This window comes from Bibersteinia trehalosi (assembly GCF_004346205.1).
GTDB classification, from domain to species: Bacteria; Pseudomonadota; Gammaproteobacteria; order Enterobacterales; family Pasteurellaceae; genus Bibersteinia; species Bibersteinia trehalosi.
On the sequence record NZ_SMAM01000003.1, the window covers coordinates 12,666 to 37,141 of the forward strand.

26 protein-coding genes, 1 tRNA gene and 1 riboswitch are annotated in these 24,476 nt (G+C 40.0%); of the genes, 8 read left to right on the plus strand and 19 right to left on the minus strand.

Translation table 11 applies throughout. From position 1 onward, the window contains the following. Positions 1-73 precede the first annotated feature (73 nt). The 9 genes from aroE to thiB form a co-directional block, all read right to left on the minus strand. Positions 74-892, minus strand: coding sequence for a shikimate dehydrogenase (aroE, locus tag EDC51_RS03635; RefSeq protein WP_131928195.1), 819 nt, complete (start codon positions 890-892; stop codon positions 74-76). A gap of 2 nt (positions 893-894) precedes the next feature. Then, on the minus strand, positions 895-1,449 hold the full coding sequence (locus tag EDC51_RS03640; RefSeq protein ID WP_131928196.1) for a Sua5/YciO/YrdC/YwlC family protein: 555 nt from the start codon (positions 1,447-1,449) through the stop codon (positions 895-897). Further along, positions 1,436-1,966, minus strand: coding sequence for a DNA topoisomerase family protein (locus EDC51_RS03645; protein WP_131928197.1), 531 nt, complete (start codon positions 1,964-1,966; stop codon positions 1,436-1,438). The genes EDC51_RS03640 and EDC51_RS03645 overlap by 14 nt, the downstream gene beginning before the upstream one ends. Next, positions 1,966-2,280 carry a N(4)-acetylcytidine aminohydrolase gene (gene yqfB, locus EDC51_RS03650; protein ID WP_025266818.1) on the minus strand — a complete coding sequence of 105 codons (315 nt, stop codon included), beginning with the start codon at positions 2,278-2,280 and terminating at the stop codon, positions 1,966-1,968. The genes EDC51_RS03645 and yqfB overlap by 1 nt, the downstream gene beginning before the upstream one ends. Then, the gene (recX, locus tag EDC51_RS03655; protein ID WP_131928198.1) at positions 2,267-2,740 is read right to left on the minus strand and encodes a recombination regulator RecX; all 474 of its coding nucleotides are present in this window, start codon (positions 2,738-2,740) and stop codon (positions 2,267-2,269) included. The genes yqfB and recX overlap by 14 nt, the downstream gene beginning before the upstream one ends. A gap of 39 nt (positions 2,741-2,779) precedes the next feature. Further along, positions 2,780-3,901 carry a recombinase RecA gene (gene recA, locus EDC51_RS03660; RefSeq protein ID WP_185735041.1) on the minus strand — a complete coding sequence of 374 codons (1,122 nt, stop codon included), beginning with the start codon at positions 3,899-3,901 and terminating at the stop codon, positions 2,780-2,782. Positions 3,902-4,031: 130 nt separating this feature from the next. Continuing rightward, positions 4,032-4,634: an aminotransferase class IV family protein gene (locus tag EDC51_RS03665; RefSeq protein ID WP_015433190.1), complete on the minus strand. Its 603-nt coding sequence runs from the start codon at positions 4,632-4,634 to the stop codon at positions 4,032-4,034. Continuing rightward, on the minus strand, positions 4,612-5,580 hold the full coding sequence (locus tag EDC51_RS03670) for an aminodeoxychorismate synthase component I (RefSeq protein WP_131928199.1): 969 nt from the start codon (positions 5,578-5,580) through the stop codon (positions 4,612-4,614). Before EDC51_RS03670 ends, EDC51_RS03665 begins: the two co-directional genes overlap by 23 nt. Positions 5,581-5,686: 106 nt before the next feature. After that, positions 5,687-6,673, minus strand: a complete 987-nt coding sequence (gene thiB, locus EDC51_RS03675) for a thiamine ABC transporter substrate binding subunit (RefSeq protein WP_131928200.1) — start codon at positions 6,671-6,673, stop codon at positions 5,687-5,689. A 47-nt stretch (positions 6,674-6,720) separates the two neighbouring features. Beyond that, positions 6,721-6,817: riboswitch (TPP riboswitch) on the minus strand. A 100-nt stretch (positions 6,818-6,917) separates the two neighbouring features. Between thiB and EDC51_RS03680 the strand changes: the two genes are divergently transcribed. Then, complete coding sequence (locus EDC51_RS03680; RefSeq protein ID WP_025289731.1) at positions 6,918-7,985, plus strand: PhoH family protein; 1,068 nt, start codon at positions 6,918-6,920, stop codon at positions 7,983-7,985. A 71-nt stretch (positions 7,986-8,056) separates the two neighbouring features. Here EDC51_RS03680 and greB read toward each other — a convergent pair whose 3' ends face one another. Then, the gene (gene greB, locus EDC51_RS03685) at positions 8,057-8,533 is read right to left on the minus strand and encodes a transcription elongation factor GreB (protein ID WP_025289730.1); all 477 of its coding nucleotides are present in this window, start codon (positions 8,531-8,533) and stop codon (positions 8,057-8,059) included. A gap of 2 nt (positions 8,534-8,535) precedes the next feature. Beyond that, positions 8,536-9,471 (minus strand): KpsF/GutQ family sugar-phosphate isomerase, encoded by a 936-nt coding sequence (locus tag EDC51_RS03690; RefSeq protein WP_015433185.1) that lies wholly within the window; start codon positions 9,469-9,471, stop codon positions 8,536-8,538. Positions 9,472-9,631: 160 nt separating this feature from the next. On the opposite strand from EDC51_RS03690, the gene EDC51_RS03695 reads away from it, so the two are divergent. Both EDC51_RS03695 and gltX read left to right on the plus strand, forming a co-directional pair. Beyond that, complete coding sequence (locus EDC51_RS03695; protein ID WP_170169266.1) at positions 9,632-10,462, plus strand: transferrin-binding protein-like solute binding protein; 831 nt, start codon at positions 9,632-9,634, stop codon at positions 10,460-10,462. 115 nt (positions 10,463-10,577) lie between these two features. Next, positions 10,578-12,017, plus strand: a complete 1,440-nt coding sequence (gene gltX, locus EDC51_RS03700) for a glutamate--tRNA ligase (RefSeq protein WP_131928202.1) — start codon at positions 10,578-10,580, stop codon at positions 12,015-12,017. Between the two features lie 49 nt (positions 12,018-12,066). Here the strand turns inward: gltX and EDC51_RS03705 are convergent, their stop codons facing one another. After that, positions 12,067-12,882, minus strand: a complete 816-nt coding sequence (locus tag EDC51_RS03705; RefSeq protein WP_131928203.1) for a helix-turn-helix domain-containing protein — start codon at positions 12,880-12,882, stop codon at positions 12,067-12,069. 128 nt (positions 12,883-13,010) lie between these two features. On the opposite strand from EDC51_RS03705, the gene EDC51_RS03710 reads away from it, so the two are divergent. From EDC51_RS03710 to EDC51_RS03720, 3 genes are all read left to right on the plus strand, one after another. Further along, positions 13,011-13,847 carry a cysteine hydrolase family protein gene (locus EDC51_RS03710; protein WP_015433181.1) on the plus strand — a complete coding sequence of 279 codons (837 nt, stop codon included), beginning with the start codon at positions 13,011-13,013 and terminating at the stop codon, positions 13,845-13,847. Between the two features lie 92 nt (positions 13,848-13,939). Next, positions 13,940-14,015: transfer RNA gene (locus tag EDC51_RS03715), tRNA-Ala, on the plus strand. Positions 14,016-14,206: 191 nt separating this feature from the next. Continuing rightward, on the plus strand, positions 14,207-15,430 hold the full coding sequence (locus EDC51_RS03720; RefSeq protein WP_131928204.1) for a uracil-xanthine permease family protein: 1,224 nt from the start codon (positions 14,207-14,209) through the stop codon (positions 15,428-15,430). A gap of 291 nt (positions 15,431-15,721) precedes the next feature. Here EDC51_RS03720 and EDC51_RS03725 read toward each other — a convergent pair whose 3' ends face one another. From EDC51_RS03725 to EDC51_RS10925, 3 genes are all read right to left on the minus strand, one after another. Next, on the minus strand, positions 15,722-16,153 hold the full coding sequence (locus tag EDC51_RS03725) for a hypothetical protein (protein WP_131928205.1): 432 nt from the start codon (positions 16,151-16,153) through the stop codon (positions 15,722-15,724). Positions 16,154-16,604: 451 nt separating this feature from the next. Then, positions 16,605-17,414, minus strand: coding sequence for an ATP-binding cassette domain-containing protein (locus EDC51_RS03730; protein ID WP_249038462.1), 810 nt, complete (start codon positions 17,412-17,414; stop codon positions 16,605-16,607). Next, positions 17,404-18,258 carry an HlyD family secretion protein gene (locus tag EDC51_RS10925; protein ID WP_249038463.1) on the minus strand — a complete coding sequence of 285 codons (855 nt, stop codon included), beginning with the start codon at positions 18,256-18,258 and terminating at the stop codon, positions 17,404-17,406. Before EDC51_RS10925 ends, EDC51_RS03730 begins: the two co-directional genes overlap by 11 nt. Positions 18,259-19,003: 745 nt before the next feature. On the opposite strand from EDC51_RS10925, the gene EDC51_RS03740 reads away from it, so the two are divergent. Then, positions 19,004-19,987 (plus strand): dihydroorotate dehydrogenase, encoded by a 984-nt coding sequence (locus tag EDC51_RS03740; RefSeq protein WP_131928206.1) that lies wholly within the window; start codon positions 19,004-19,006, stop codon positions 19,985-19,987. Positions 19,988-20,014: 27 nt separating this feature from the next. Here the strand turns inward: EDC51_RS03740 and EDC51_RS03745 are convergent, their stop codons facing one another. From EDC51_RS03745 to EDC51_RS03755, 3 genes are read right to left on the minus strand one after another with little or no spacing between them, the layout of a single operon-like run. Next, positions 20,015-20,785, minus strand: a complete 771-nt coding sequence (locus EDC51_RS03745; RefSeq protein WP_457911971.1) for a TPR domain-containing protein — start codon at positions 20,783-20,785, stop codon at positions 20,015-20,017. Then, entirely contained in the window at positions 20,761-21,144 is a 384-nt protein-coding gene (nrfF, locus tag EDC51_RS03750) for a heme lyase NrfEFG subunit NrfF (RefSeq protein WP_025289723.1), read from the minus strand. The genes EDC51_RS03745 and nrfF overlap by 25 nt, the downstream gene beginning before the upstream one ends. Before the next feature lies 1 nt (position 21,145). Continuing rightward, a complete protein-coding gene (locus EDC51_RS03755) occupies positions 21,146-21,676 on the minus strand; it encodes a redoxin family protein (RefSeq protein ID WP_131928208.1) in 531 nt (176 codons plus the stop codon). Between the two features lie 241 nt (positions 21,677-21,917). Here EDC51_RS03755 and EDC51_RS03760 point away from each other — a divergent pair, with 241 nt between their 5' ends. Continuing rightward, on the plus strand, positions 21,918-22,439 hold the full coding sequence (locus EDC51_RS03760) for a DUF805 domain-containing protein (protein ID WP_131928209.1): 522 nt from the start codon (positions 21,918-21,920) through the stop codon (positions 22,437-22,439). A 42-nt stretch (positions 22,440-22,481) separates the two neighbouring features. Here the strand turns inward: EDC51_RS03760 and EDC51_RS03765 are convergent, their stop codons facing one another. After that, positions 22,482-24,395: a heme lyase CcmF/NrfE family subunit gene (locus EDC51_RS03765; RefSeq protein ID WP_131928210.1), complete on the minus strand. Its 1,914-nt coding sequence runs from the start codon at positions 24,393-24,395 to the stop codon at positions 22,482-22,484. Between the last annotated feature and the right edge of the window lie 81 nt (positions 24,396-24,476).

Below are 24,476 nucleotides of genomic sequence, written 5' to 3' on the forward strand. Positions count from 1 at the left end.
TAAAAAAAAATAAATTTTTGCGTTCTTTTGCATAGAGTTTCGGCAAATTGCGTAAAAAACAGTAGAAAACTGCTTAACTATTCATTTCTGCTGATAATTGTTGTAGTACTGGCACAATTTCTGGAAAGCTTCCCTCCCATAATTGGAAAGCATAGGCTGCCTGACCAACAAGCATACCTAAGCCGTCTTGGCAATTTTCTGCACCATTTGCTCGAGCATAATTTAAAAAAGGGGTCTTTTGCTGAGGCGCATATTGCATATCATATATATTGGCAGACACAAGTAGTGATACGGGTAATTCCACACATTTTCCTTGTAAGCCTAGTGAAGTGGCATTAATGATTAAATCAAATTGTTGCTGGCAGATTTCGTTCCAACAAGCGGCTTGAATTTCACCAAATTTTGCAAATTTTTCAGCTAAATCAACCGCTTTCTGGGGGGTGCGATTATAAAGTGTAATGCTTTGTTGAGCTTGTAATAGTGGATAAAGCACGCCTTTTGTTGCGCCGCCAGCACCTAAAATTAATACTCGTTGTGTCGGTTTTAACCAAGTTAAACGTTTTAAATCTGCGATTAATCCCAGCCCATCTGTATTGTCGGCATATAATCTTCCATCGTCTAAGCGCTTTAATGTATTACAAGCTTGGGCTTGTAAACAAGCTTCACTATGTACATCCGCTAAGGCAAAAGCGCGTTCTTTAAACGGTGCGGTAATATTGGCTCCTTTCGCTCCCGAGTTAAAGAAGCCCGTTAATTGCTGTTCAAATAGGGTTTCATCACCTAATTTAGCAATATAATTGATTGCTTTAGCTGTCTGTTTGGCAAAAAGTTGATGAATACGGGGAGATTTACTCTGTTGGATAGGGTTTCCCCATACGGCATATTGGTTCATTGTTATCCTTTTCGTAAAATCTGTTGTGTGAAAATATCACGAATTTCTGAAGGGTTGCTTTTTCCACCTGTAGGCATATCCAAAACCGGAAAATGGGTTCCAAATTGTGCCAATACTTCAGTGACTGTTTTACAAGGCGGTAAGCCGCTTAAATTAGCACTGGTTGAAGTGAGCGCAAAGCCTACGCTATTGCATAGCTGTTCAACGGCAGGAATTTGACATAGACGCACAGCGATAGAATCAAATTTTCCTTTTAGATAAGATGGTACATTCGCTTTAGCAGGCATAATCCAAGTTATTGCGTTATCTGAAATTTGGTGGAAACGCTGCCATTCCTTCTCGCTTAAACGGTTATCGTCAATATAGGGCATTAAGAAATCTAAATGAGGAGCGATCAATATTAGCCCCTTTTCCTCTGGGCGATGTTTCAGAGCAAGTAACTTCTTTACAGCCTGTTCGCTATTCGGATTACAGCCCAATCCGAACACTGCTTCGGTTGGATAGGCTACGACTTGATCCTGCTTTAGTTTTTCTGCAATTTGTTTAATTGTTGTCATTTGGCTTTTCATTAAAAATATGCTGACATAGTTTATTGGCGCATTGGTATTGCTGTTTTTGGGCAAGAGCCAAAGGGTAATTGCACTCAGGGCAGCACCTTTTTACAGGCTTTATTGCTAAAGTAAATTTACATTTTGGATAGGCATTACAAGCATAGAATGCTTTACCTGAACGCCCTGTACGTTTAACCAATTTACCCGTGCTACATTCAGGACAATCAAATTCTTCTTCCTGTTCCACTTGTTCATGTACGACAAAACGGCAATTGGGATAATCACTACAGCCAATAAAAATACCGAATGAACCCTGTTTCAGTTGTAATAGGGCGTTGCAATCTGGACAAGGCTCATCTAGTGTTTTGATTATATGATAACTCTGTTGCAATGGTTTAATGTAATGGCATTGCGGGTAAGCACTGCAGCTAAGAAATAAGCCTTGCTTGCCACGTTTAATCTGTAACATTGCACCGCATTCAGGGCAAATCTCTCGCTGTTTGCTGGATTCAAATAGACTCATTATTTGATTAGCTCAAATGTAATTACAAAAAGTTGCTGTTCTTCTGGATAAATCTCTTTAATCACTTGGCGTAATTCTGACAAGCTCATATTCTCTTGTTTAGCATGTTGCTCTGAAAGCTGTTCAACGTGGATAGGTTCAACAGATAATACTTGAATTTTGGCAAACAAGCGGTCTGTTTCATTGGTAAAAACACAAAGCTCTTGTCCTGCTTGATAAAAAGATTCTGATTTATCTCGAATTGTAATGGTTTTTTTACCATTAACAATATCGTTTTCAAAGCGTGAGAAAAAGGTAATTTTATTCATCTGTATATTCTGCATCGCAATTATCGCTGTAATCTAAATCCATTAAATGTGAAAAGTGATCATTAGCAAAGCCATGGCTTACCATATATCGCCACATTTTCTGTTTTGACTTGAGATCCCAAACCTGTGGCCGCTTTTTCTCAAAAACGCTTTCGGCTAATTCAAACCAATCGACTTCACAATTATCCAGTGCTTGTTGAATCATCCAATCTTTGATACCTTTTTGCAAGAGTTCTTGACGTAAACGACGTGGCCCATAGCCTTGCAATGCTCTATATCGCAGATAGCTTGCACAGAATCGTTCGTCACTTTGCCAATGATTTTCTTGAGCTTTGCTCATTGCTTGCTCAATTTCATCATTAGTATAGGCTTTCAGTTTGAGTTTACGTTTAAGCTCTAATTCACTATAGTCCCGTTTGGAAAGCAAATAGAGTAAATAATTTAGTGCACTATATTTTGCTGTCATCAATAAAAAATGCGGTTTATTTAAACCGCATTCCCATTCTTAAAACTCTTCGTTAAATTCTTCGCTATTATTAACTAAATCATCGCCATCATCACTAGAAGACTCTGCGATCAAGGCTTTTTCTGGGCTGTTTGTTAGCAATTCACGAATATCTTGTTCAATTTTATCCGCAATTTCTGGATTTTCTTTTAACCACTTAATTGCATTATTTTTACCTTGGCCAATTTTCTCCCCTTCATAAGAGAACCAAGCACCAGATTTTTTGATTAAACCTTGAGCTTCAGCCAAGATTAATAGTTCACTCATACGAGAAATGCCTTGACCATACATAATATCAAACATCACTTCGCGGAATGGTGGCGCAACCTTATTTTTCACCACTTTAACTTTTGTTTGGTTACCCAAAATCTCATCACCTTCTTTTACCACTCCTGCACGGCGGATATCTAAACGTACTGAAGAGTAGAATTTAAGTGCGTTACCACCTGTAGTTGTTTCAGGATTTCCAAACATGACACCAATTTTCATACGAATTTGGTTAATAAATACCACTAGGCAGTTGGTATTTTTGATGTTTGCAGTCAATTTACGCAGTGCTTGTGACATCAAACGAGCTTGTAATCCCATATGAGAATCGCCCATATCGCCTTCAATTTCTGCTTTCGGCGTTAATGCAGCAACGGAGTCCACGATAATGACATCTACAGCGCCAGAGCGAACTAATGCATCACAGATTTCTAATGCTTGTTCACCATTATCTGGTTGAGAAATCAATAATTTATCGGTATTTACCCCTAATTTACGCGCATAGACAGGATCGAGAGCATGCTCTGCATCAATGAATGCGCAGGTTTTATCTGTTTTTTGTGCTTGTGCAATAAGAGAAAGGGTAAGAGTTGTTTTCCCTGAAGATTCAGGACCGAAGATCTCAACGATACGCCCCATCGGTAAACCGCCGATACCGAGTGCTAAATCCAAACCGATAGATCCTGTTGAAACCGCTTCAATATCAAGGGTTTGGGTTTGTCCTAAAGTCATTACAGAGCCTTTACCAAACTGTTTTTCAATTTGTGCTAATGCTGCAGCAAGTGCTTTCTCTCTTGCTTCAGGATCTGTTTGCTTTACCACTTGGTTTTTCTGATTTTTTTTCTCGCTAGCCATAATGTTTCCTATTTTATCTTGCCCAAAATAGTTTGGGCGGGCTGTGCATCAATAACTGTAAATTATTATACTGTTTACTCATACAGTTTCAACTGTTTTTTGTAAATTTTTCGATCCTGATCGTAAAATTTTATGCAAAACGTACCGCTTGTATGGGGAGCGCGCGTGCTAGATCGAACGGATTAAGTGCATTGATTAGCATAATTTGTTCAAAGTTGCCTAAACTTTCTACAGGAATATCAAGTAATTCAACTTGTTTTTCATCTAGTAAGCGACTTAATTGTGTGCCCTTTAGCAGGTAATCTTTTGAGCTATACCATTTTCCTTGTTTTGAAAAAAGCAAATTCCCGATGGTACAATCACTTACTTTTCCATTGTTAATAATAATCACCTCACTATGTTGGTTGATAGGAAAGGTTTGAAAAATAGAGCGATTACTGTATTTAAATTGATAATCTAAATTGTCAGAATAAACAACATCAAAATAATGGAGCTCTTTTGCTTGATAAGGAAAGTATTGAATTTCATAATCATGTTGATTATAGGCTATTTTACAGCGGTATAATCCCTGCTTATATTCCTGTGGAATAGTTAGAATTTTACTTAACTCAAATAATGGAGTTTCATTAAAATAGCCAAAACAAGATTTTTCATATCGTGCTTGATGATATGCAATATTTTGGGCAATGCCATCTTTAATGGCAATGGTTTCAAAGAGTGGAAATTGGGACATAAACTTTCTCGAGAATTTCATTATATTCTTCATCAAGATGACTTAAAAAAGTAATTCCACCACCACTGCGGAAAAATAATTGCTCATCTTGTTGTTCAATATAGCGAATAGCCACAGCACTTTCTAAATGTTCTCCATCAAAATAGCCAAAAATCCCTGTGTAATAGCCTCTTTCCTGCTGTTCTGCTTGCTGAATAATTTCTACGGTTTTCGCTTTGGGCGCTCCGCTAATTGAGCCTGCTGGCAATAATTTTGCCAGTATCGAACCAATATTTTTTTGCCAATATTCCCCTAAATCACCACAAATTTCAGAGCTGGTTTGATAAATTGCACCGCGATGGGTATGTATTTTTTCAACATAGCGATATTTTGTGACTTGGATATTTTCTGCAACCAGAGCAAGATCATTTCGGATTAAATCAACAATCGTATTATGTTCACTAAATTCTTTGGTGGAGTTTAATAATTTTTCTTTTGCATGCTCTTCAGCAGCATTAATTGTGCCTTTCATTGGGTAAGAATAGATCTTATTGTGCTGAATTTTAATAAAGCATTCAGGTGAGAAACAGACAAATTTCTCAGCTAAATAGCATTTATACTTGGCATGGCTTGCTGCAAAAATTTCATCTAAACGATAATTTGTTTTAATCTCTGTCGGAAAGGTTAAATTTAATAAATAGCTGTTTCCTTTCTGAATTTCGCGTTGAACAAAATTAAATGCAGCCTGATAACGTGGATAGTCTAAGGGGATTGGCTGAAAGGTAAATTTACGCTCAACATTTATGCATTCTTGTATGGCTAAATGAGGAAATACAAATTGAAGTGCATGCTGGTTTGCTTGAGCCAATGGGAAAATAATCGGTTTTTGCTGTTCAAAATCGATCAAAAAGAAAAACGGGCATTTTTCTTGCCCGAATTGATTTGCTTGTTGAATAAAATCTTGCATTTTAGGTATGAGAGAGAAAAAGTCGGTTAGTTATAATCTAATTTTCGGCTCTCTGCAAGCGGTGAGATTTTGCCAAAAATTTGCAAAATCTCACCGCTTGTAAGGTCTATTTACTTACTGCCTGTTGCCACGTTGCCAACCAATTTTTTGTTGTTTCACTATTTGGTTGTTTGAAATTCAGGATCGGATAGTTGGGTAATTGCTTAAATGCAGGATCTGCTTGAACCGCATTTACTGGTTTCATTACATTATTGTAAGCAATGGCCTTTTGTGCGGCAGGACTTTGCAGAAAAGCTAAAAATTGCTGTGCGAGAGAGCGTTGCTGTGAACTGGCGAGAATAGCCGCGACTTCTATTTGTAGCAAATGGCCTTCGCTAAATGGTGCGGCAGCATAATCATCATTTTGTTCGTGCCATTGATGGTATAGTGGCGAAGTCGTGTAACTCAGTACGAGATCAGATTCACCTTTTAAGAATGCCCCGTAAGTTTCTGACCAGCCTTTACCTACCGTGACGGTATGTTTTGCGAGCGTTTGCCACGCCTGTGCACTTTTTTCACCATAAACTTGGTTGATCCAATAGAGCAGACCTCGTCCAACTGTACTGGTTCTTGGATCTTGATAAATTACCTTGAGATCTTGCCGCTCAACCAACTCTTTTAAGCTTTGTGGCGGATTAGCGAGTTTTTGTTTGTTGTAAATAAAGGCATATTCGCCATAGTCGTAAGGTAAAAATATGGTACTTTTCCATTCAAGCGGTAAGTTTTTTGCATTATTTTGCAAATGGTGTTCGCGAAATAGACCCGATTTTTCTGCCTCATTCATCACATTTTGGTCGATACCAAGCATGACATCTGCTTTGGTTTTATTGCCTTCTAGGCGAATGCGGTTAAACATAGTTACGCCATCTTGAAAAGGCATGAATTTGATATCGCAGTTGCATTCTTGCTCAAACAGTGCTTCTAAGGTTTTCGCGGGGCCATATTTAGAGGCAAAAGAGTCATAGGTATAAATTGTTAATACCGGTTTTTCATGGGCTAAAACGCTGGTAGAGAGGGCGAAAATCGTAAAAGGGAGGAGTTTGGAAAGTTTCATTCAATGTTCCTTCTAAAAATGGAGATAGAAGGATCTAAAACAGAAATAGTCATTGCTGTCTCAAATCCCTACGCTGATATTAGTCAGATCAGGTTCTATGGGTATTTCTCAGCCTTACATTACAAAGCACCCCAATGAGAACGAAGACATTTTAGGCAAAATACAGACTATTATCAATTGCTAAAATCACTTAGAATATTTGCAAAATTTCGACAGGTTTGAAGCGCTTACATAGGGACTTATTTTGAACGAACTTATTATTACTCTAGAACCACAAGACAATGCTCGTTTGCAAGCATTTTGTGGCGCATTCGATGAAAATCTGGCGTTGATTGAAAAGCAATTCAATCTACTGATTGCTCGCCAAGGTTTTACTCTTACATTACAACCAGCTGAAACCAATCATTACTCCCATCATGTTTTACAAAATACAGCAAAGCTACTCCAGCAGTTGTATAACGAAACTGCACCAATAAAGGGAAAAATTAAAGAACTAGACTTAGAAGATGTGCATCTCGCTATTGCTGAAAGTCGAACCTTATTACAAGGTCAGTGGCAAAATAGCGGAAATGAAATTGCGATCAAAACAAAACGGGGTGTAATTAAACCAAGAAGTGGGCACCAACAAACTTACCTGCGTAATATTTTAAGTCACGATATTAGTTTTGGTATTGGGCCGGCTGGAACGGGGAAAACTTTTTTAGCAGTAGCGGCTGCCGTAGAATCATTGGAACGGCAAGAAATTCGCCGTATTTTACTGACTCGCCCAGCAGTGGAAGCTGGGGAGAAATTAGGCTTTTTACCGGGTGATTTGGGGCAGAAAATTGAGCCTTACCTTCGCCCACTCTACGATGCTTTATTTGAAATGCTCGGCTTTGAACGGGCACAGAAATTGATGGAACGTAATGTGATTGAGATTGCTCCGCTTGCCTATATGCGTGGGCGTACCCTCAATGATGCATTTATTATTCTTGACGAGAGCCAAAATACGACGATTGAACAGATGAAAATGTTCTTAACCCGCATTGGGTTTAACTCAAAAGCGGTGATTACAGGGGATATTACTCAGGTTGATTTACCGCGTTCAACTAAATCAGGATTAAAGCATGCGATCGAAGTATTGAGCAAAGTTCCTGATATCAGTTTTAACTATTTTGATAGCCAAGATATTGTGCGTCATCCAGTAGTCGCAAAAATTGTGCAAGCTTATGATGTCTGGGAAGCGGAAGACGAATTACGTCGTGAACAGCGTAAACTTGAGAAATTGGCGTTAGAACAGCAAAAATTGTTAGAGCAGGCAGAAAACTTATAGCAACTGTATCTCCCCAAAATTTTTGGCAAGATACAGTTGCTAAAATCAGCGCGCGCTATCTCCCGCGTTGATTATTTTTCATACCAAATTCGATTAACGTATAAGGTAACTTTCCCAGTAGGGGTAAGTACCTGCACTTCATCATCGACTTCTTTACCAATTAAAGCTCGAGCGACCGGCGAGTCAATAGAGATCCACTGTTTTGCAGGGTCAAATTCATCACAACCCACAATGCGATATTGTTTAATCTCGCCATCTTCGTTCTCTAATTCAACCCAAGCGCCGAAAAACACCTTACCTTCTTGCGATGGATGGTAATCCACGATTTGTAGAACTTCTAAACGTTTAGAAAGAAAACGCACGCGACGATCGATTTCACGCAGCCGGCGTTTGCCATAAATATATTCGGCATTTTCACTGCGATCACCTAATGCAGCAGCATCAGAGACAGCTTGAGTCACTTTGGGACGCTCTTCTTTCCATAAAAATTTCAGCTCTTGATCGAGCGCTTGCCAGCCTGCCCGAGTGATATGGTTAGATTTCGCCATGATTAGCTCGCAAATTCTACAATACCGGATACTTTACCTTGCTCATCTAAGGCAATAAGTGAGTGAATATGCTGTTCTTTCATGAGCTCTTCTGCATGTGCTAGGAAGGTAGAATCTGCAACGGTTTTAGGGTTTATCGTCATGATATCGGCAGCACTTTTTTGTAAACTTTCTGCACCAAATTTTGCCAAAGTACGACGAATGTCACCATCTGTGATAATCCCGCATAATTGCTCGCCATCCATCACTAACGCCACACCCATTCTACCTTCATTCATAACGTCTAAAAATTGAGTAAAGCGCGCATTAGGTTGAGTGATTGGCAGTTTACGCTGCATAACATCTCGTACACGACAGAGCAATTTACGCCCTAAACTACCACCAGGATGAAAACGCGCAAAATCTTCCGATTTAAAATCTCTTGCTTTAATTAAGGCTATGCCCAATGCGTCACCTAATGCCATCGTAATTAAGCTTGAAGTCGTCGGAGCAAGATTATTTGGGCAAGCTTCACGCTCAATACTAATATCTAATGTTACATCTGCATGTTTACCTAAAGTAGATTTTTCATTACCTGTCATTGCAATAATTTTATTGCCGAAGTTTTTTAGGCTTGGAATGAGCTTATTTACATCATCGGTTTCACCGCTGTAAGAGATTAAAATGACGACATCAATAGGCTTGAGCATACCCAAATCACCATGAAAGGCTTCGGTTGGGTGTAAGAAAAAGCTAGGTGTTCCTGTAGACGCAAAGGTAGCGACCATTTTTTTGCCGACTAAACCTGATTTCCCAATGCCTGCGACAACCACTCTGCCACGACAATTCAAGATCATTTCAACGGCTTGATTGAAATTATCAGATAAATTTTGATTAAGTCGGTTAATTGCTTGTGAATATAAATTAAGCGTTTCGTTTGCACTGGCTAAATGACTCATATAGTAGATCCTTAATCAGAAAATTTCTTGAATTATACGCTGTTTTACAAAAAACGGCATGATCATGAATAGTTAAATCGAGTCTTTTCAACTATTATGCTTAAAAACTTTGTTATACTATCAGAGAATATTTTGGTAATTAACCATGCTAGGAGTAGCTATGAAAACTTTAAAATTAACAGTATTAAGCTTAATTTTAACTTCATGTAGTAATGGCGGCGGAGGTGGAGCTCCAGCTCCAGCTTCTGCATCAAGCCAACCTACTGCTACAGCAAGCAATCAGCCTTCATCAAATTCACCATCAAACCCAGCAACAGATCTAGTTAATGACTCTGAACAACAAGATTCCCAGACACCCCCAACAACAGCATCACCGAAACCTGTTCACGGTTATTATTTAGTTGGTGCAAAGCGTGATAATGTTGGAATTACTGCTTTTACTTTGACTAGTGATCGCTTAGAAATACTAGATCATTTTGGTGGTTCTATTCCACTCTCAGATCCAACACAATCACCTGCCGATGGTTACTATAAAATTGGTAAAGGTATAGTAAATGATAATTCTTTATTAAAAGAAACTAAATTTGGTGTTGTGGAAAACGACCGACAGGTCTATATTTTTTCTCAGGGTAATCGCGCAACGGGTATGCCTGTTTCAGGTACTGCTTCTTACACAGGTGAGGCTATTTTAGTTGCTGTAGATAAAGAAGATGAATTCAAACGTTTGAATTACTTCACTACTCCAGTTAAATTTAACGCCGATTTTGGGCAAAAACAGTTAATCGGTTCATTACAATTAATGGAGCTTGGCGCTGATGGAAATGTTGTTTTTGATGCCGAAATTAACGGCGATAAATTCTCAAAATGGGGAGGTTTTGATGGTATTCAAGTTGACGGTGCATTCTATGGCAATAATGCATCAGAACTAGGAGGTGTTCTCCTGAAAAGAGACGCATTTAGTGGTTCTTTCGGAGCGAAAAAAGATGACTAATCTGGTTCATTAAACATCTCTGCGGGCTAAAGTATTTTAGCCCGCCTTATTTTGCCTCTCCTCCCATTCCGTAGTAAAATAACGCGTTTTTGTCTATTTCAAACAGGTTTAAAAAATGCAAATTGAATCCCTTTTTCCACTTGATCCCAATGTCAAAGTCCGCACCCGTTTTGCCCCTAGCCCAACCGGTTATTTACACGTAGGTGGTGCAAGAACGGCACTTTACTCTTGGCTGTATGCAAAACATAACAACGGTGAGTTTGTATTACGTATTGAAGATACTGACCTTGAACGTTCCACCCCAGAAGCGACAGCGGCTATTTTAGAAGGTATGGAATGGTTAGATTTAGCGTGGGAACATGGCCCTTATTTCCAAACCAAACGCTTTGATCGCTATAATCAAGTGATCGATCAAATGCTAGAAGCTGGCACAGCCTACCGTTGCTACTGCTCAAAAGAGCGTTTAGATGCCGTGCGTGCCGAGCAAGAAGCCAATAAAGAGAAAGCAAAATACGACCGTCACTGTTTAGGCGATCATTCACACGATCCAAGCGAGCCACACGTAGTACGCTTTAAAAACCCGACCGAAGGTTCTGTGGTGTTTGAAGATGCAGTACGTGGACGCATTGAAATTGCTAACAGCGAATTAGACGATTTAATTATCCGCCGTACCGATGGTTCACCAACCTATAACTTCTGTGTGGTGGTGGACGACTGGGATATGGGCATTACCCACGTGGTGCGTGGCGAAGACCATATCAACAATACCCCTCGCCAAATCAACATCTTAAAAGCATTAGGCGCACCGATTCCAACCTATGCCCACGTTTCAATGATCAATGGTGATGATGGGCAAAAACTGTCTAAACGTCATGGCGCGGTGAGTGTGATGCAATATCGTGATGACGGCTATTTACCCGAAGCGTTAATCAACTATCTAGTACGTTTAGGCTGGGGACATGGCGACCAAGAAATTTTCTCACGCCAAGAGATGATTGAACTGTTTGATTTACATTCGGTGAGCAAATCTGCCAGTGCATTCAATACGGAAAAATTACAATGGCTAAACCAACACTATATCCGTACCCTTGATCCAAGCTATGTGGCAAAACACCTTGAATGGCATATGAACGATCAAGGCATTGATTACCAAAATGGTGTGGCATTGGAAGAGATTATCCCAGTATTAGGCGAACGTGCCAAAACCTTAAAAGAGCTTGCGGCAAGTAGCCGCTATTTCTATCAAGAATTTGAAGCTTATGATGAAAAAGCCGTTGCGAAAAACTTCAAACCAGAAGCGGTTGCACCACTTGCAAAATTATTGGAAAAACTGACCGCTTGTAATGATTGGACGGTAGAAAACATTCACGATGCGATGAATGCCACTGCGGCGGAATTAGAAATCGGTATGGGCAAAGTCGGTATGCCGTTCCGTTTAGCGGTAACAGGAAGCGGGCAATCGCCATCAATGGACATCACCGCCAAATTAGTCGGCAAAGAAAAAACACTAACTCGTTTACAAAAGGCGATCGTGTTTATTCAAGAGAATAGTTAACCTAAACAGGGCGAATTTATCGCCCTATTTTTTGAAAAAATCAAAAAAATTACCGCTTACCTGCTAGCCATTCTGTTGGTGTTTTTCCTACTTTACGTAAAAAAATTCTTGTCAGTGCCGCATTATGGCTGTAGCCAACTTTTTCCGCCACAATTGCTACTGGAAATCCCTTAAGTAACAGATTTTGTGCCACGGTAATTCTCCAATGGGTGAGATATTCCAGCGGCGATTCACCCATCATCTCTTTGAAATAGGCGGAGAATTGCGATTTGGACATCAGCGCCGTCTCTGCCATCTGTTCCAGTTGCCACGGCTGCTCGGGAGATTGATGTATCGCACGCAACAGCGGTGCCAGCCGTTTATCTGCCAAGCCTTGCAGCAAGCCTGCTTGAAACAGTTGTTGTTCCAAGCAGCAGCGGACAATCAAAATCGTAAAATAGGCACACAAATGCTGAATGGCGGCTTGATAGCCCAAGCGTTGCTCGGCGCTTTCGCTGAAAATCTGGTTGGCGATGATTTCTAAGCTTGGGTTTTGATCTAAAAACAGCGTGACCGTTTGGTGCAGGCTGTGAATAAGTGGGTTTTGCACCTCTGAACCGAAGTCGAAGCTGATGCAAAACACCTCTAATTCACCGTCTAGGGGCTGAATACTGTGCAGGGTTTTGGTTGGCGAGAACACCACACACGGCCGTGCGATGCTTTGCGGCGGCAGGTTGGCTTGGTTGAGCAGGCACTTGCCGCTGCGGATAAAGTGTAGGTAGCACTTGTTTGGCTCGTTAAATTCGCCTAAGCGGCAGAGCGAGCCGATAAAAAACAGATCGGCACGAAAGCTAAAATGGGTAAACAGGTGGGTAATGGCGTCCATAAATTTCGGTTAAAAAGTTCAGATTTTCGGTTAAAACAGACCGCTTGCGGTTCCTTATAATGTGCCCACTTCAACGATACTGTTGATGTGTGTTCATCACTCTTTATTTTTATTACAAGGACTATTTTATGTCAAACCAAGTAAACGAACAAATCGATCAAGAGCGCCGCAGTGCATTAAACAGTGGTTCACGCATTGCAATGGCAGCCGGCGTATTAGGCGCAATGGGCTTAGCAGGTATGGCGAATGCGGCTGAGAAAAAAGCAGAGAAAAGCATCTACGCCGAGCCAGAGCAGTACGGTTTAGAGCGTCCGGGAATGAAAATCGACCCGAAACGTGTGGCGTTAGTGGTAGTGGATCCGCAAAACGACTTTTTAAGCCCGAACGGTGTAATGTGGGGCGTGTTGAAAGACAGCATTCAAGAGAACAACACCATTGAGAACATCGAAAGCCTGTTCAAAGCAGCGAAAAAAGTGGATATGCCGGTAATCGTTTCTCCGCACTACTACTACCCAACCGATCACCAGTGGGAATTTATGGCGCCGGGTGAAAACTTTATGCACAAAACCAATATGTTTGCTCGCAAAGGCGCATACACAATGGAAGGTTTTGAAGGTTCAGGCGCAGACTTCGTAGAGCGTTACAAACCATACATTTTCGATGGCAAAACTACCATCACTTCTCCACACAAAATCTTCGGGCCGGAAACCAACGATGTGGTATTACAACTGCGTAAACGTGGTATCGACCAAGTGATTTTAGCGGGTATGGCGGCAAACCTCTGTATCGAATCTCACCTGCGTGAGCTGGTTGAACAAGGTTTCGAAGTGGCTGTGGTGAAAGATGCGACCGCAGGGCCACGCATTCCGGAAGGTGACGGTTACTTAGCGGCGTTAGTGAACTTCCGCTTAATCGCTAACGACCTCTGGACAACCCAACAAGCGGTTAAAAATATGGGAGCGTAAGCTCTACTAAGAGTTTTTAGGCACTCAGTACGGATTTATAAAATTTATATTTGACAAACACAAATGTACGCCTTACTATGTCAGCGTTTTCAGGGGGTATAGCTCAGTTGGGAGAGCGCTTGCATGGCATGCAAGAGGTCATCGGTTCGATCCCGTTTACCTCCACCAAATTTTAAGCCTTGAACGTAAGTTCAAGGCTTTTGCTTTTTGTGGAAACCTAAGAAAATTTTGTCGCCTAAAATCAGGCAAAATTTTTTTACATTTTTCTAGCAAACGGTTGCGTTTTGTGTATAATCCCCGCCCCGAACTACTAGCATGGTAGTGGGGCGACTATCAAAAATCCAATAGAGAGTTGAAAAATGACCACAGAAAATATGAGTACGCCAAAGCAGGCGTTTATTGGCTTACAGATGCTTTTCGTTGCATTTGGTGCCTTAGTTTTAGTGCCGTTGATTACGGGCTTAGATCCTAACGTTGCACTTCTTACTGCCGGTGTCGGTACCCTTCTTTTCCAATTATTGACCAAGCGTCAAATTCCTGTTTTCCTCGCTTCAAGTTTTGCTTTTATCGCGCCAATCCAATTCGGTGTTGCCCAGTGGGGGATTCCCGTTACTATGGGCGCGTTAATGAGTGCAGGTTTAGTTTATTTTGCTTTATCTGCCTTAGTAAGATTCCGCGGTGTTGGCATGTTACATAAATATTTCCCACCAATTGTCATTGGCCCAGTGATTATGGTGATTGGTTTAGGTCTAGCACCTGTGGCTGTAGATATGGCAACAGGAAAATCTGCGGGCATTGACACAAATACTGCTGTGTTAGTTTCTATGATCACGCTATTAGTCACTTTATTCGTTGCAGTATTTGCTAAGGGGCTATTAAAGTTAGTACCTATTTTAGCCGGTTTAACAGTGGGCTATGTTTTATCCATCTTTATGGGCTTGGTTGATTTCTCTAAAGTTGCTGAAGCGCCTTGGTTTAGCTTGCCGAGTGTATCAGCTCCAGAATTTCAATTAGATGCCATACTTTACTTATTGCCAATCGCAATTGCACCCGCAGTAGAGCATATTGGCGATGTGATGTCGATTAGCCAAGTAACCGGTAAAGATTTTATGAAAAAGCCAGGATTACACCGTACGCTTTTAGGTGATGGTGTGGCAACAGCTGCAGCATCAATGTTAGGTGGCCCGCCAAATACGACTTATTCCGAAGTCACTGGGGCGGTAATGCTCACGAAAAACTTTAACCCGAAAATTATGACTTGGGCAGCAATTTGGGCGATTGCTTTCTCATTCTGCGGCAAAGTAGGCGCATTCTTATCCACCATTCCAACGTTCGTGATGGGCGGTATTATGATGTTGCTTTTCGGTGCGGTAGCAGTTGTAGGTATGAATACCTTAATTAAAGCCAAAGTGGATTTATCTATACCTCGTAATCTCTGTATTGCATCTGTGGTAATGACTTTCGGTATTGGTGGTATGTTAATCAATATCGGTGAGTTCTCACTTAAAGGTATCAGCCTTTGTGCATTGATTGCTATTGTATTGAACCTTGTTTTGCCTAAAGAAGAGAAAACGGAAGCGTAATTTTAATGGGACGTTAATTTGTTGAACATCCCTTCGTTTTTTAACCTTGAATGGTCAAACAAGTGTAATAAGTGTTTAAAGTCAATTTCATAAGACATTTTCTACTCTGAATGCTTTTTTGATCGTAAATTGAGTTTACCAAGTAGAATAAGCAAATATAGAGAACAGGTAGCCATAACAAAGACATTCAAGGCAATCAGAATAGCTATTATTTGAACGTTGTTATATTGGAACGGCAGGCTCCCACCCGCAGAGGTTTACCTCTGCGGGTGTTTTATGGTTGATTATCACTTATGCATTACGCCATAATTCTTGGTATTTTTTCTCTGTGGTGAACATACCCAAAAATGCGCAAACAGGCTCTAGAATTGATCTGAAGATTTTACCTCTAATCGAACCTTTTTCTAGGTAGCCCATTTGATAGGCAATTTCCCGTGCACGATGATAAGCGATCGGATACATTAATTTTTCGGCTAAAGGTGATTTACGCATTAATCTAACATACGGAATCGCCCATAAATGGTAGCCATTTACCATTGATTGCGGTAAATGCTGTAAGGTATATTCCATATCTGCCCGCCATAATTCTCTTGAGAGCATACCTTTTCGATAGAAATGGGTACAGATAACACGCGATGATGAGCCTCTATCATTATCCCTATCACGAGGATCCCAAGGTTTGCTCACCTCTGGGTGTTCCCATCTTCCTGGGTTATTTACCATATCGCTACCTGCAGCAGCTCCAGCTCTTCTACCGACTTCAGCTCCAACAGCACTGCCAAAGGAGCCTCCAACTGCATTGCCGATAGCTCCACCAGCAAGAGAGCCTATTGTTGATACAGCATCAACGATACCGGCTTTATCTTTATCAGAAACGCCACCAGATATGAGAGTGAGTTCTTCTTCTCTAATTTGTTTTATGATGTAAACCTCTTAAAAGTGTTTAATTTTTTTATGACTAATTCAGCAAACCATAATACAAAGTATATTGCAGAGATAGATATTAATAATCTATATATGATATGAATATCCGTCTTGCTTAAAATCATTGACATTAAGGAAGCTATAATAACTATGAGAAATGTTCTTAAAAGTTTAGGCAATTTTTCCTCCTGTAATGTATTAAACCTGTATAAATTATATTCTTGCTTTTCGGCAAAAAACGTGATCTTGTTCATAAATTTACAATTCTATCTGCACTTTCTATTGTTGATTTCCGATGAGCGACTAGTACTCTTGTAATGGCTAATTTCGATATTGCCTCGTTAATTTTTTTCTCATTCTCCTCATCTAAATGGCTGGTTGCTTCGTCCATAAATAAGATTTTCGGTTTTTTATATAGCGCACGGGCAATAAAGAGCCGTTGGCGTTGCCCTCCTGATAAATTACTCCCTAATTCACCGATTAGTGTTTCATAATTCATAGGCATTGCCATAATTTCATCGTGAACTTGTGCCAGCTTTGCGCATTCAATCGCAAATTCACGGTTATATTTTTCCTCAAAACTGATGATATTCTCTAAAATAGATCCTGAGAAAAATTTATCATCTTGCAATACACAAGCAATTTGTTGGCGATAATTTGCCAAACCAAGTTGTTTAATTTCAATATGGTTAAAGTAAATTTCGCCTTGAGTGGGTTTTAGTAGTCCAGACATTAATTTCAGCAAGGTGGTTTTGCCAAAACCTGATTTTGCAGAAATCGCCACAGATTCGCCCGCTTGTATGTTTAAATTCAGCTCGGTAAAAACCGGTTCGGAAAAAGGGTCATACCGAAAAGCAAGGTTTTTCACTGCAATAGCCGCGCCTTGTTGGCTATTGGTGACTTCTATAGGTTGAGGGTAGTAAATTTCATGTTCTGCTTCTGTGAGTGCTATATCGGCAATCCGCTCACGGTGTAAAGAGAGCATTTTGAAGCTGAAGACTACGTTGATCAGACTCCCCATTCGGGAAGAGAATGAGCCTCGATAGGCATTAAATGCCATAAACATTCCTATGGTTAACCTGTCCCACCGTCACACTAACAGACTCAACTAAACCATCCATTGGAGCATTGATAATTAATTCCGATACTGACTCAAATTCTAACAACCGAATTTCAAGATCATTTTGCTGAAGCTCATAACGAATAATTTGGTTTTGATACTCGGTTTTACGGCTTTCAATCTCGTTTTCAAGTGCAATAATGGAAGATTCCTGTTGAATGAGCTTCTCTCGTAGAGTGTTTCTCAATGTTTTTTGATCAAAATAGCGTGAACGTTGTAATGCGACTTCATCGTTAGCTGAATAACCGTTTTTCATTAGAGTTTCGTATTTCTTTAAGATTTGGAAATATTCTTCCGTACTTTTAGAAACCTCCATCAGATATTTTTCTGTTTCAGAATAAATTTTACGATTTTTAGCTATCTGCTGATTTAAGCTCTCTAATGTCTCGGTTTGATTCGTATGAACCAAATCAATCATCGTATCTAATTTTTTAATTTGTGCTTTAATAGCATTAATAGAATTAATGCCTACATTACCGCTATCGGTAATACGGTCAAGCGTAATTTTGAAAAGCGGATCACCTTTTTTGATAGGCTGATTTATTTCAACATAACGTTCAGAGATATAACCAGATTTTGAGGCAGACAAAATAATCGGGTGAGGTTGCATTACGATCTCACCCAGAATGGTTTCACGACGGGTATAACTTCCCAATGCAACATACAGAATAAAAGAGAGGGTAATGGTAAATGACAATAAAAAAACTAACCAACTGGGTATGGAGGAAATCAGCAACGCCGTACTTTTCCATTTACGATATTCCACAGCTTCTTGTCTAAACATAATATCTCCTCCAAGCGGCTTTTTGAAAAGCATATCATAATGAATTGTTTACATGATAGGGAGTTTTTTATACTTTTCTAGGTTGGTTTGCATACAACCTTCGCAGGTTGAAGCAAACCCAATTCTCCCTTTGTGCAAACTAAAAGGGTATTTTTAATTTAGACATTATCCTAGATAACGATTAAAAATTCTATTTGTGCTAAGATAACCAAGTTGTAAAACAAAATAAGCTAATTGAGCTATTCACTATAGCTATGCTTTGTATCAAGGTTAATGAGTCTAAACAAAACGACTATAGCTTACTATTTTCATCATCTGTGACTATCCATCTATTAAAACTGTTTGCACTCGAAAATAGTTAATGGTGAGATTGAAATTGATGAGTAGGTATTCAGCTATTTTGTTTTAAGGCTATTTGAGCATAAGTAAAAACAGATAGCATAGTTTACACAGATTTCTATCAAGGATACGATGCTCTTAATATAATTGGATTTAATCATCTCATATTAGCTATAACATGTACCTTGGAGGAAGCCGAGTCATATTAACAGAATTGGGTATTAAATAGAATGCTGTTTATGCAAGTTTAGTTACATTTCTAAAGGCTTAACTATATTTAAATGAATATGAATAGTTTTTTAATTATAGTAGCTTAAAATATAAAATTATTTTTATAAAAAAATTAGTTAAGAGAAATTTGGCTCAGTTATCTAAGATAATCACTAAAATAGAGGATATTGATAAAATGCAAAAACTCAACATTACCCCTGCGTTATTAAACACCCCTTGTCCATGGTGCTCAGAATTAGAAAATCTGCGTGAACTATACGCTTGTGAATATACGGGGGCGGTGACAACCCGTACCTCAATGCTTGAACCTTATCCGCACGATTGGGCGAAAAATCAGTATGTGTTGTTCGATTCTAACGCTCAGAAAGCTGCGAGTGTCAATACTCAAGATGCAACTATTGAACAAACCGCTAGTTTAAATACCATTGGTTTAAGCCCAAATAATTTAGCCAAAACAATTAGTTGGGTGCGTACAATCTCTGATGAATTGTCCGCTCCCTCAAACAAACCGTTTATTATTTCTGTGTTTGGTTCGCCAGAAGAAGTGGGCGAATGTTATGAGCAGATCGTCGCATTACAAAGCGAAGTAAAAATGCCATTAGCAATGGAAGTCAATATCTCTTGTCCAAACATTCCGGGTAAAGTTTCCCCTGCTTATGATGCGAATGAGTTAAGCCCCTATTTGAGCGCATTGCAAGCCACCTTGAAAAAACTTAACTTAGGTGAAAATGCTCTCCCAATCGGGATTAAAATTCCGCCATTTACTTACGAAAATCAATATGACGAATTGCTAAAAGGCTTGTTACAAGCGGTAGAAAATGGCGAAAATTTACCAATTTCTTTTATCACTTCAACAAATACACTAGGTTCTTCACTTGTGATGCAAAATGATAAAGCAGTGCTGAATTCAGAGCTTGGTACAGGTATTGGCGGTATGGCAGGAACAGCCATTCACGCTCTTTCACTCGGCAATGTGTATACGATTCGTCAAATGTTAGATAAGCAGCCAAAATTACAACATCTACAAATTATTGGTGTTGGTGGCGTGAATGATAAGGCAGGCTTTGAGCGTATGAAATCGGTTGGGGCTGATTTTGTGGGGCTGGCAACCGCACTTGGCGTGAAAGGCATTAAAGTGTTTGAAGAAATTTCTGCATAAAAAGTCGGGACAATAGTCCCGATTTTTTTATTCTGCTGTATTCAAACGCTGTTTTGCCATATTGATACTTTTAATTAACTCTCGGCGATCAATTGCTTGGTTTTCGCTATTGAGCACCTGTTCCCATTGTTCAATGGCTTGCTTAAAATCATTACGTAAAAATGCATCGGTTGCTAAAAGTAAACGACTGGCACTTTCATTGGCATCTTTTGCTAAGGCTTTATCAATTAAAGCACTGACTTCGGGAGTAATTTGGTGTTTATGACGATAGTATTCCACCGTTGCTTTTCCGCCTAAAATTGCAGCTGTCTGCCCTAAGACTTTCTCTGCATTGTGATAACAGATTAAAGCACTCTCAAAATCATTATCCAACGCATAGGCTTGGGCAAGCTCAAACCACAGATCGCCATCATTAGGATTTTCTCGAAGTTTATTTTGCAGATTGAGAATATAACGCTCGTTACGAGTGGTACTATCGCTTTCACTCTGTTGTTGCTGAAATTCACTAAAGGCTTGGCTACCAGCATTGACTGTTTGTAAACGATTTGTTTGCCAATAAAACACGACACAACCAGCCAATACTAAGGCTAACAGCCCAATACCTTTTTTGGTAAGCGGTGCATTTTGTGTATTTTTTTGCAAAATATGGCTTTGTTCAAAAGCATTACGCTCATTGGTTTCTTGCAAAAATTCGGCTTTTTCATCTTTGGTAAAATTATCGGCAAAACGCACCGCTTGATGGTAATGAGCTTGATTTAATTTCTCTCTTTCACTCATTTTTTCTTCCTTGCTCGCCATAAAACCGCTCCTAATAATAGACTGAATAAGCCAAATGGCACACCCCATAGTACCCAAGTTTGAGCATTTACAGGTGGTTTATAATTGACAAAATGCCCAAAACGATTCGTCATTATTTGGATAATTTCTTGGTTGCTTTTACCTTGCTCAACCATTTCATAGACTTCTAAACGCAGCTGAAAAGCTTGTGTTGCATTTGATTCAACCAAGTTCTGGTTTTGACACTGTGGGCAACGTAATGATTTTGCTAATGCTACCGCTCGCACACGGTTTTCAGCATTGCTAAATTCAAAGGTATCAACCATTTCTGCTTGAGCAATACCACAAATAAAAGCAAATAATGCTAACCATTTTTTCATGCTATTCTTCTCTTAATGCTTGTAAGCGAGGTAAAAAATCCTGTGCCAAATTCGGATTATAACCTTTTTGCTGATAGCGAATAACACCGTTTTTATCAACCAAATAGCTCATCGGTGCCGAATTCACCGCAAGCGTTTGGATTAAAAATGCACGTTCATAATCATCAATAATCAGCTCAAATGGGTTACCCCAGCGAGCCAGAGCTTGACGAGCATCAGAGGGGCGATCGGCATAAGTCAGCCCAACCACTTTCACGCCTTGAGCTTGCATCTCCTGTAAAATCGGAAACTCTTTAATACACCAAGTACACCAACTCGCCCACACATTTAAAATAAACGGCTCTTTAGGCAAGCTCTCTTTGCTTAGGCTTGCGTGGCTATCAAGTAAATGTGGCAAACGAAATTCAGGAAACGGTTTACCCCGCCAATCTTCACTGGGTGAAATAGAGTCAGGATCTTTGAGTTGGTAAACCAAAAAAAAGACCACCGTTAAAAGTAAAACGAGCGGTAAGAATAGGAGTGATTTTTTCATATTCGAAATGATGTTGTTAGGAAAGCACTTACCTCGGTGAATAAGAATATCACTAAAATTGACTTTTTTCACTCGTAAAAAGTATTGTGTATGCTGAATATTTAGTAAGAGAAGCATGCAACAATTTGAAATATAGATAGCCGTATTAGAACCAATTATTTTCCAAATATTTAACTTTTTATTTCAGCTGTTATGCTAGAATTTGCAAAATTTTATCATTTTCTTACCGCTTGGAGGGGATATGGACTGGTTTATTTTAGCACTTCGTAACACATTGAATTTTAAAGATCGGGCAAGACGCAGAGAATATGGCTGGTTTTTAATTGGGAATTTTGTTATTAACTTCTTTTTGGGTTTTATTGAAGCTGGGAGTGATAGGTTAGGATTAGATGGTTTTTCTCTTTTTGTAGGTGTTGTGAGTCTGATTGTTGCTATTCCCTTATTTGTTGCTTCGGTTAGTGTCACTGCTCGTCGTTTACACGACTTAGGCTATTCAGGCTGGTGGCAACTTGGTGTGCTTGGTATTTTATTGCTCGTTTTATTAATGCTTTTTGCTCTGATTGATTTTATGCCAAAGAGTGCCATTATTACTGGTATTCTGCTTTGTGTTGCGGCTTATTTTATCTTTGGTCTATGGCTACTTTTCAAAGATGGGCAACGTTTTACCAATAGATATGGTCTCGATCCTAAAGCAGAGACTGTTTCCCATGCGGAAATAGTGAGTGATGAAAAACAGAATGAAAATAAACTGGTGAAGTTTTAGTAAGTTAAACGGCACGCAAAACGTGCCGTTTTTGTGAGATACTCACGATAATTTGGTCTTTCTTTTCGTTAATCCAACAACTGCCATTACTGCGGCAATCACCATCATCATTCCTCCGAGCCAAAGTAAGCGCACATAGGGTTTGTAATGCAAGCGAAATGCGTATTCTTTGATGCCAAGTTTATCGCCCATGACGATGTAAATATCATCAACGCCGTGATGGTATAAGCCTACTTCAGCCATCGTCATTGTGTGGACATCATAATAACGGCGTTCTGGTTTCACACTCGCAAGCAGGTGATTTTCGCTATTTAGAATATCAAAAGTGGCAACTTCAGCAGTATAATTTTGCCCAATTTCGTTATCAAAATGGCGGTAATGGAACTTAACCCCCGCTAATTCTGCATGGTCGTTTGGCTTCATTCTCACTCCCATTTCATCACCATAAAAGCTATTCATCATCGCGCCAATGACGCATATCGCAAAGCCGGTATGAGCCAACCGCATTGCAAGCGGTCGAATTTGCCACATAAAACGCAAATAAGGCAGATGGGTTAAAATTAACCAAATCGCAAGGCTTACAAAAACCAAAGGGATTATTTCAATTTGATGAACGTGTGTTTTTTGAATGGTTTGCCAAATCATTCCCGTTGAAAGAGCAACAGCCATAGGTAAGGCGAGCAATTTCCATTTGAAGGTGGTTTTTTCAATACTTTTCCAACGCAGTAGTACGGCAAAAACCATAATAAGCATAAGTAATAGGACTAGCGGGGTGAATACCGTATTGAAATAAGGGGCACCAACGGAAATTGATCCCCAACCCATTGCGGTGAAAATCATAGGATAGAATGTGCCTAATACGACTACCACTGTTGCTAACACAAATAAACCGTTAATCAGCAAAAAGGCGGTTTCTTTAGAAAGTAAACGAAAACGCACATCACCTTGCCAAAAATTCGCGCGGAAAGCGAAGAGGGAAAGAGCGATAAAACTTAAGGTAAAAAAGAGGGCGAGTAGGGCAATGCCACGATCAGCATCCACGGCAAAGGCGTGCACAGATGTCAGTACTCCCGAACGCACAATGAAAGTACCGAGTAAGCTTAAGGCGAATGCGAAAATTGCCAATAAGATAGTCCAATAGCTGAAAATCCCTCGTTGTTCGCTGACAATGAGGCTATGAATTAATGCTGTACCGAGTAACCATGGCATTAATGAGGCATTTTCAACAGGATCCCAGAACCACCAGCCTCCCCAGCCAAGTTCATAGTATGCCCACCATGCGCCCAGCATTATACCCGCGGTTAAGAATCCCCATGCAATCATTGTCCATGGGCGAATCCAGCGCGCAATGGCATAATCAAACACGCCGCCAAGTAAAGTGGCGACACTCATCGCAAAGCTTACCGCAAAGCCAACATAGCCAAGATAGAGTAGGGGCGGGTGGAAAATTAAGCCAATATCTTGCAGCATCGGGTTGAGATCTCGCCCTTCGGGCGGCTGCGGATAGAGGCGTTCGAAAGGGCTAGAAACCCATGCAATAAATAGTGCAAAACCGAAGATGATCAGCGCAAGTACGGCTAAGGTACGGTGAGCAAACAAGCGGTCGATTTGACGAGAAAAAATGCAAAAAATCCCCGTCCACAGGCAAAGTGCGGTGAGCCAAAATAGCATTGAACCTTCATGTCCCCCCCAAGTTGCTGCAAATTTAAAAAAGGTGGGTAACTGACTATTAGAATGGGCTGCCACATAGCTTAGGCTAAAATCGTCTTGTAGAAAGCCGTAGGCTAGGGCAATGAAGGAGAAAACCCCTAAACCGGCTTGCAGCAAACTCAGTAAAGGATTTAAGGCAAGGTAATCAGGACGTTGGCGAATTTCGCCCCATAACGAAAGCAGGACTTGTAATCCTGAAACCCCCACTAAACAGATCAAACAAAAATAGCCTAATTCGGCAAACATAGCTGTTCTCTTATTTTGCAAAAAACTTGGTTATTGTAACCGCTTGTTATTCCATAAAAAAGGGCGATGGTTCGCCCTTTT

Excerpts from the sequence above, each read along its gene's own strand:
- aroE (WP_131928195.1), bottom strand. The coding sequence starts at position 892 with ATGAACCAATATGCCGTATGGGGAAACCCTATCCAACAGAGTAAATCT.
- EDC51_RS03640 (WP_131928196.1), bottom strand. The coding sequence starts at position 1,449 with ATGACAACAATTAAACAAATTGCAGAAAAACTAAAGCAGGATCAAGTC.
- EDC51_RS03645 (WP_131928197.1), bottom strand. The coding sequence starts at position 1,966 with ATGAGTCTATTTGAATCCAGCAAACAGCGAGAGATTTGCCCTGAATGC.
- recX (WP_131928198.1), bottom strand. The coding sequence starts at position 2,740 with ATGACAGCAAAATATAGTGCACTAAATTATTTACTCTATTTGCTTTCC.
- recA (WP_185735041.1), bottom strand. The coding sequence starts at position 3,901 with ATGGCTAGCGAGAAAAAAAATCAGAAAAACCAAGTGGTAAAGCAAACA.
- EDC51_RS03665 (WP_015433190.1), bottom strand. The coding sequence starts at position 4,634 with ATGTCCCAATTTCCACTCTTTGAAACCATTGCCATTAAAGATGGCATT.
- EDC51_RS03670 (WP_131928199.1), bottom strand. The coding sequence starts at position 5,580 with ATGCAAGATTTTATTCAACAAGCAAATCAATTCGGGCAAGAAAAATGC.
- thiB (WP_131928200.1), bottom strand. The coding sequence starts at position 6,673 with ATGAAACTTTCCAAACTCCTCCCTTTTACGATTTTCGCCCTCTCTACC.
- greB (WP_025289730.1), bottom strand. The coding sequence starts at position 8,533 with ATGGCGAAATCTAACCATATCACTCGGGCAGGCTGGCAAGCGCTCGAT.
- EDC51_RS03690 (WP_015433185.1), bottom strand. The coding sequence starts at position 9,471 with ATGAGTCATTTAGCCAGTGCAAACGAAACGCTTAATTTATATTCACAA.
- EDC51_RS03695 (WP_170169266.1), top strand. The coding sequence starts at position 9,632 with ATGAAAACTTTAAAATTAACAGTATTAAGCTTAATTTTAACTTCATGT.
- gltX (WP_131928202.1), top strand. The coding sequence starts at position 10,578 with ATGCAAATTGAATCCCTTTTTCCACTTGATCCCAATGTCAAAGTCCGC.
- EDC51_RS03705 (WP_131928203.1), bottom strand. The coding sequence starts at position 12,882 with ATGGACGCCATTACCCACCTGTTTACCCATTTTAGCTTTCGTGCCGAT.
- EDC51_RS03710 (WP_015433181.1), top strand. The coding sequence starts at position 13,011 with ATGTCAAACCAAGTAAACGAACAAATCGATCAAGAGCGCCGCAGTGCA.
- EDC51_RS03720 (WP_131928204.1), top strand. The coding sequence starts at position 14,207 with ATGACCACAGAAAATATGAGTACGCCAAAGCAGGCGTTTATTGGCTTA.
- EDC51_RS03725 (WP_131928205.1), bottom strand. The coding sequence starts at position 16,153 with ATGGTAAATAACCCAGGAAGATGGGAACACCCAGAGGTGAGCAAACCT.
- EDC51_RS03730 (WP_249038462.1), bottom strand. The coding sequence starts at position 17,414 with ATGGCATTTAATGCCTATCGAGGCTCATTCTCTTCCCGAATGGGGAGT.
- EDC51_RS10925 (WP_249038463.1), bottom strand. The coding sequence starts at position 18,258 with ATGTTTAGACAAGAAGCTGTGGAATATCGTAAATGGAAAAGTACGGCG.
- EDC51_RS03740 (WP_131928206.1), top strand. The coding sequence starts at position 19,004 with ATGCAAAAACTCAACATTACCCCTGCGTTATTAAACACCCCTTGTCCA.
- EDC51_RS03745 (WP_457911971.1), bottom strand. The coding sequence starts at position 20,785 with ATGGCGAGCAAGGAAGAAAAAATGAGTGAAAGAGAGAAATTAAATCAA.
- nrfF (WP_025289723.1), bottom strand. The coding sequence starts at position 21,144 with ATGAAAAAATGGTTAGCATTATTTGCTTTTATTTGTGGTATTGCTCAA.
- EDC51_RS03755 (WP_131928208.1), bottom strand. The coding sequence starts at position 21,676 with ATGAAAAAATCACTCCTATTCTTACCGCTCGTTTTACTTTTAACGGTG.
- EDC51_RS03760 (WP_131928209.1), top strand. The coding sequence starts at position 21,918 with ATGGACTGGTTTATTTTAGCACTTCGTAACACATTGAATTTTAAAGAT.
- EDC51_RS03765 (WP_131928210.1), bottom strand. The coding sequence starts at position 24,395 with ATGTTTGCCGAATTAGGCTATTTTTGTTTGATCTGTTTAGTGGGGGTT.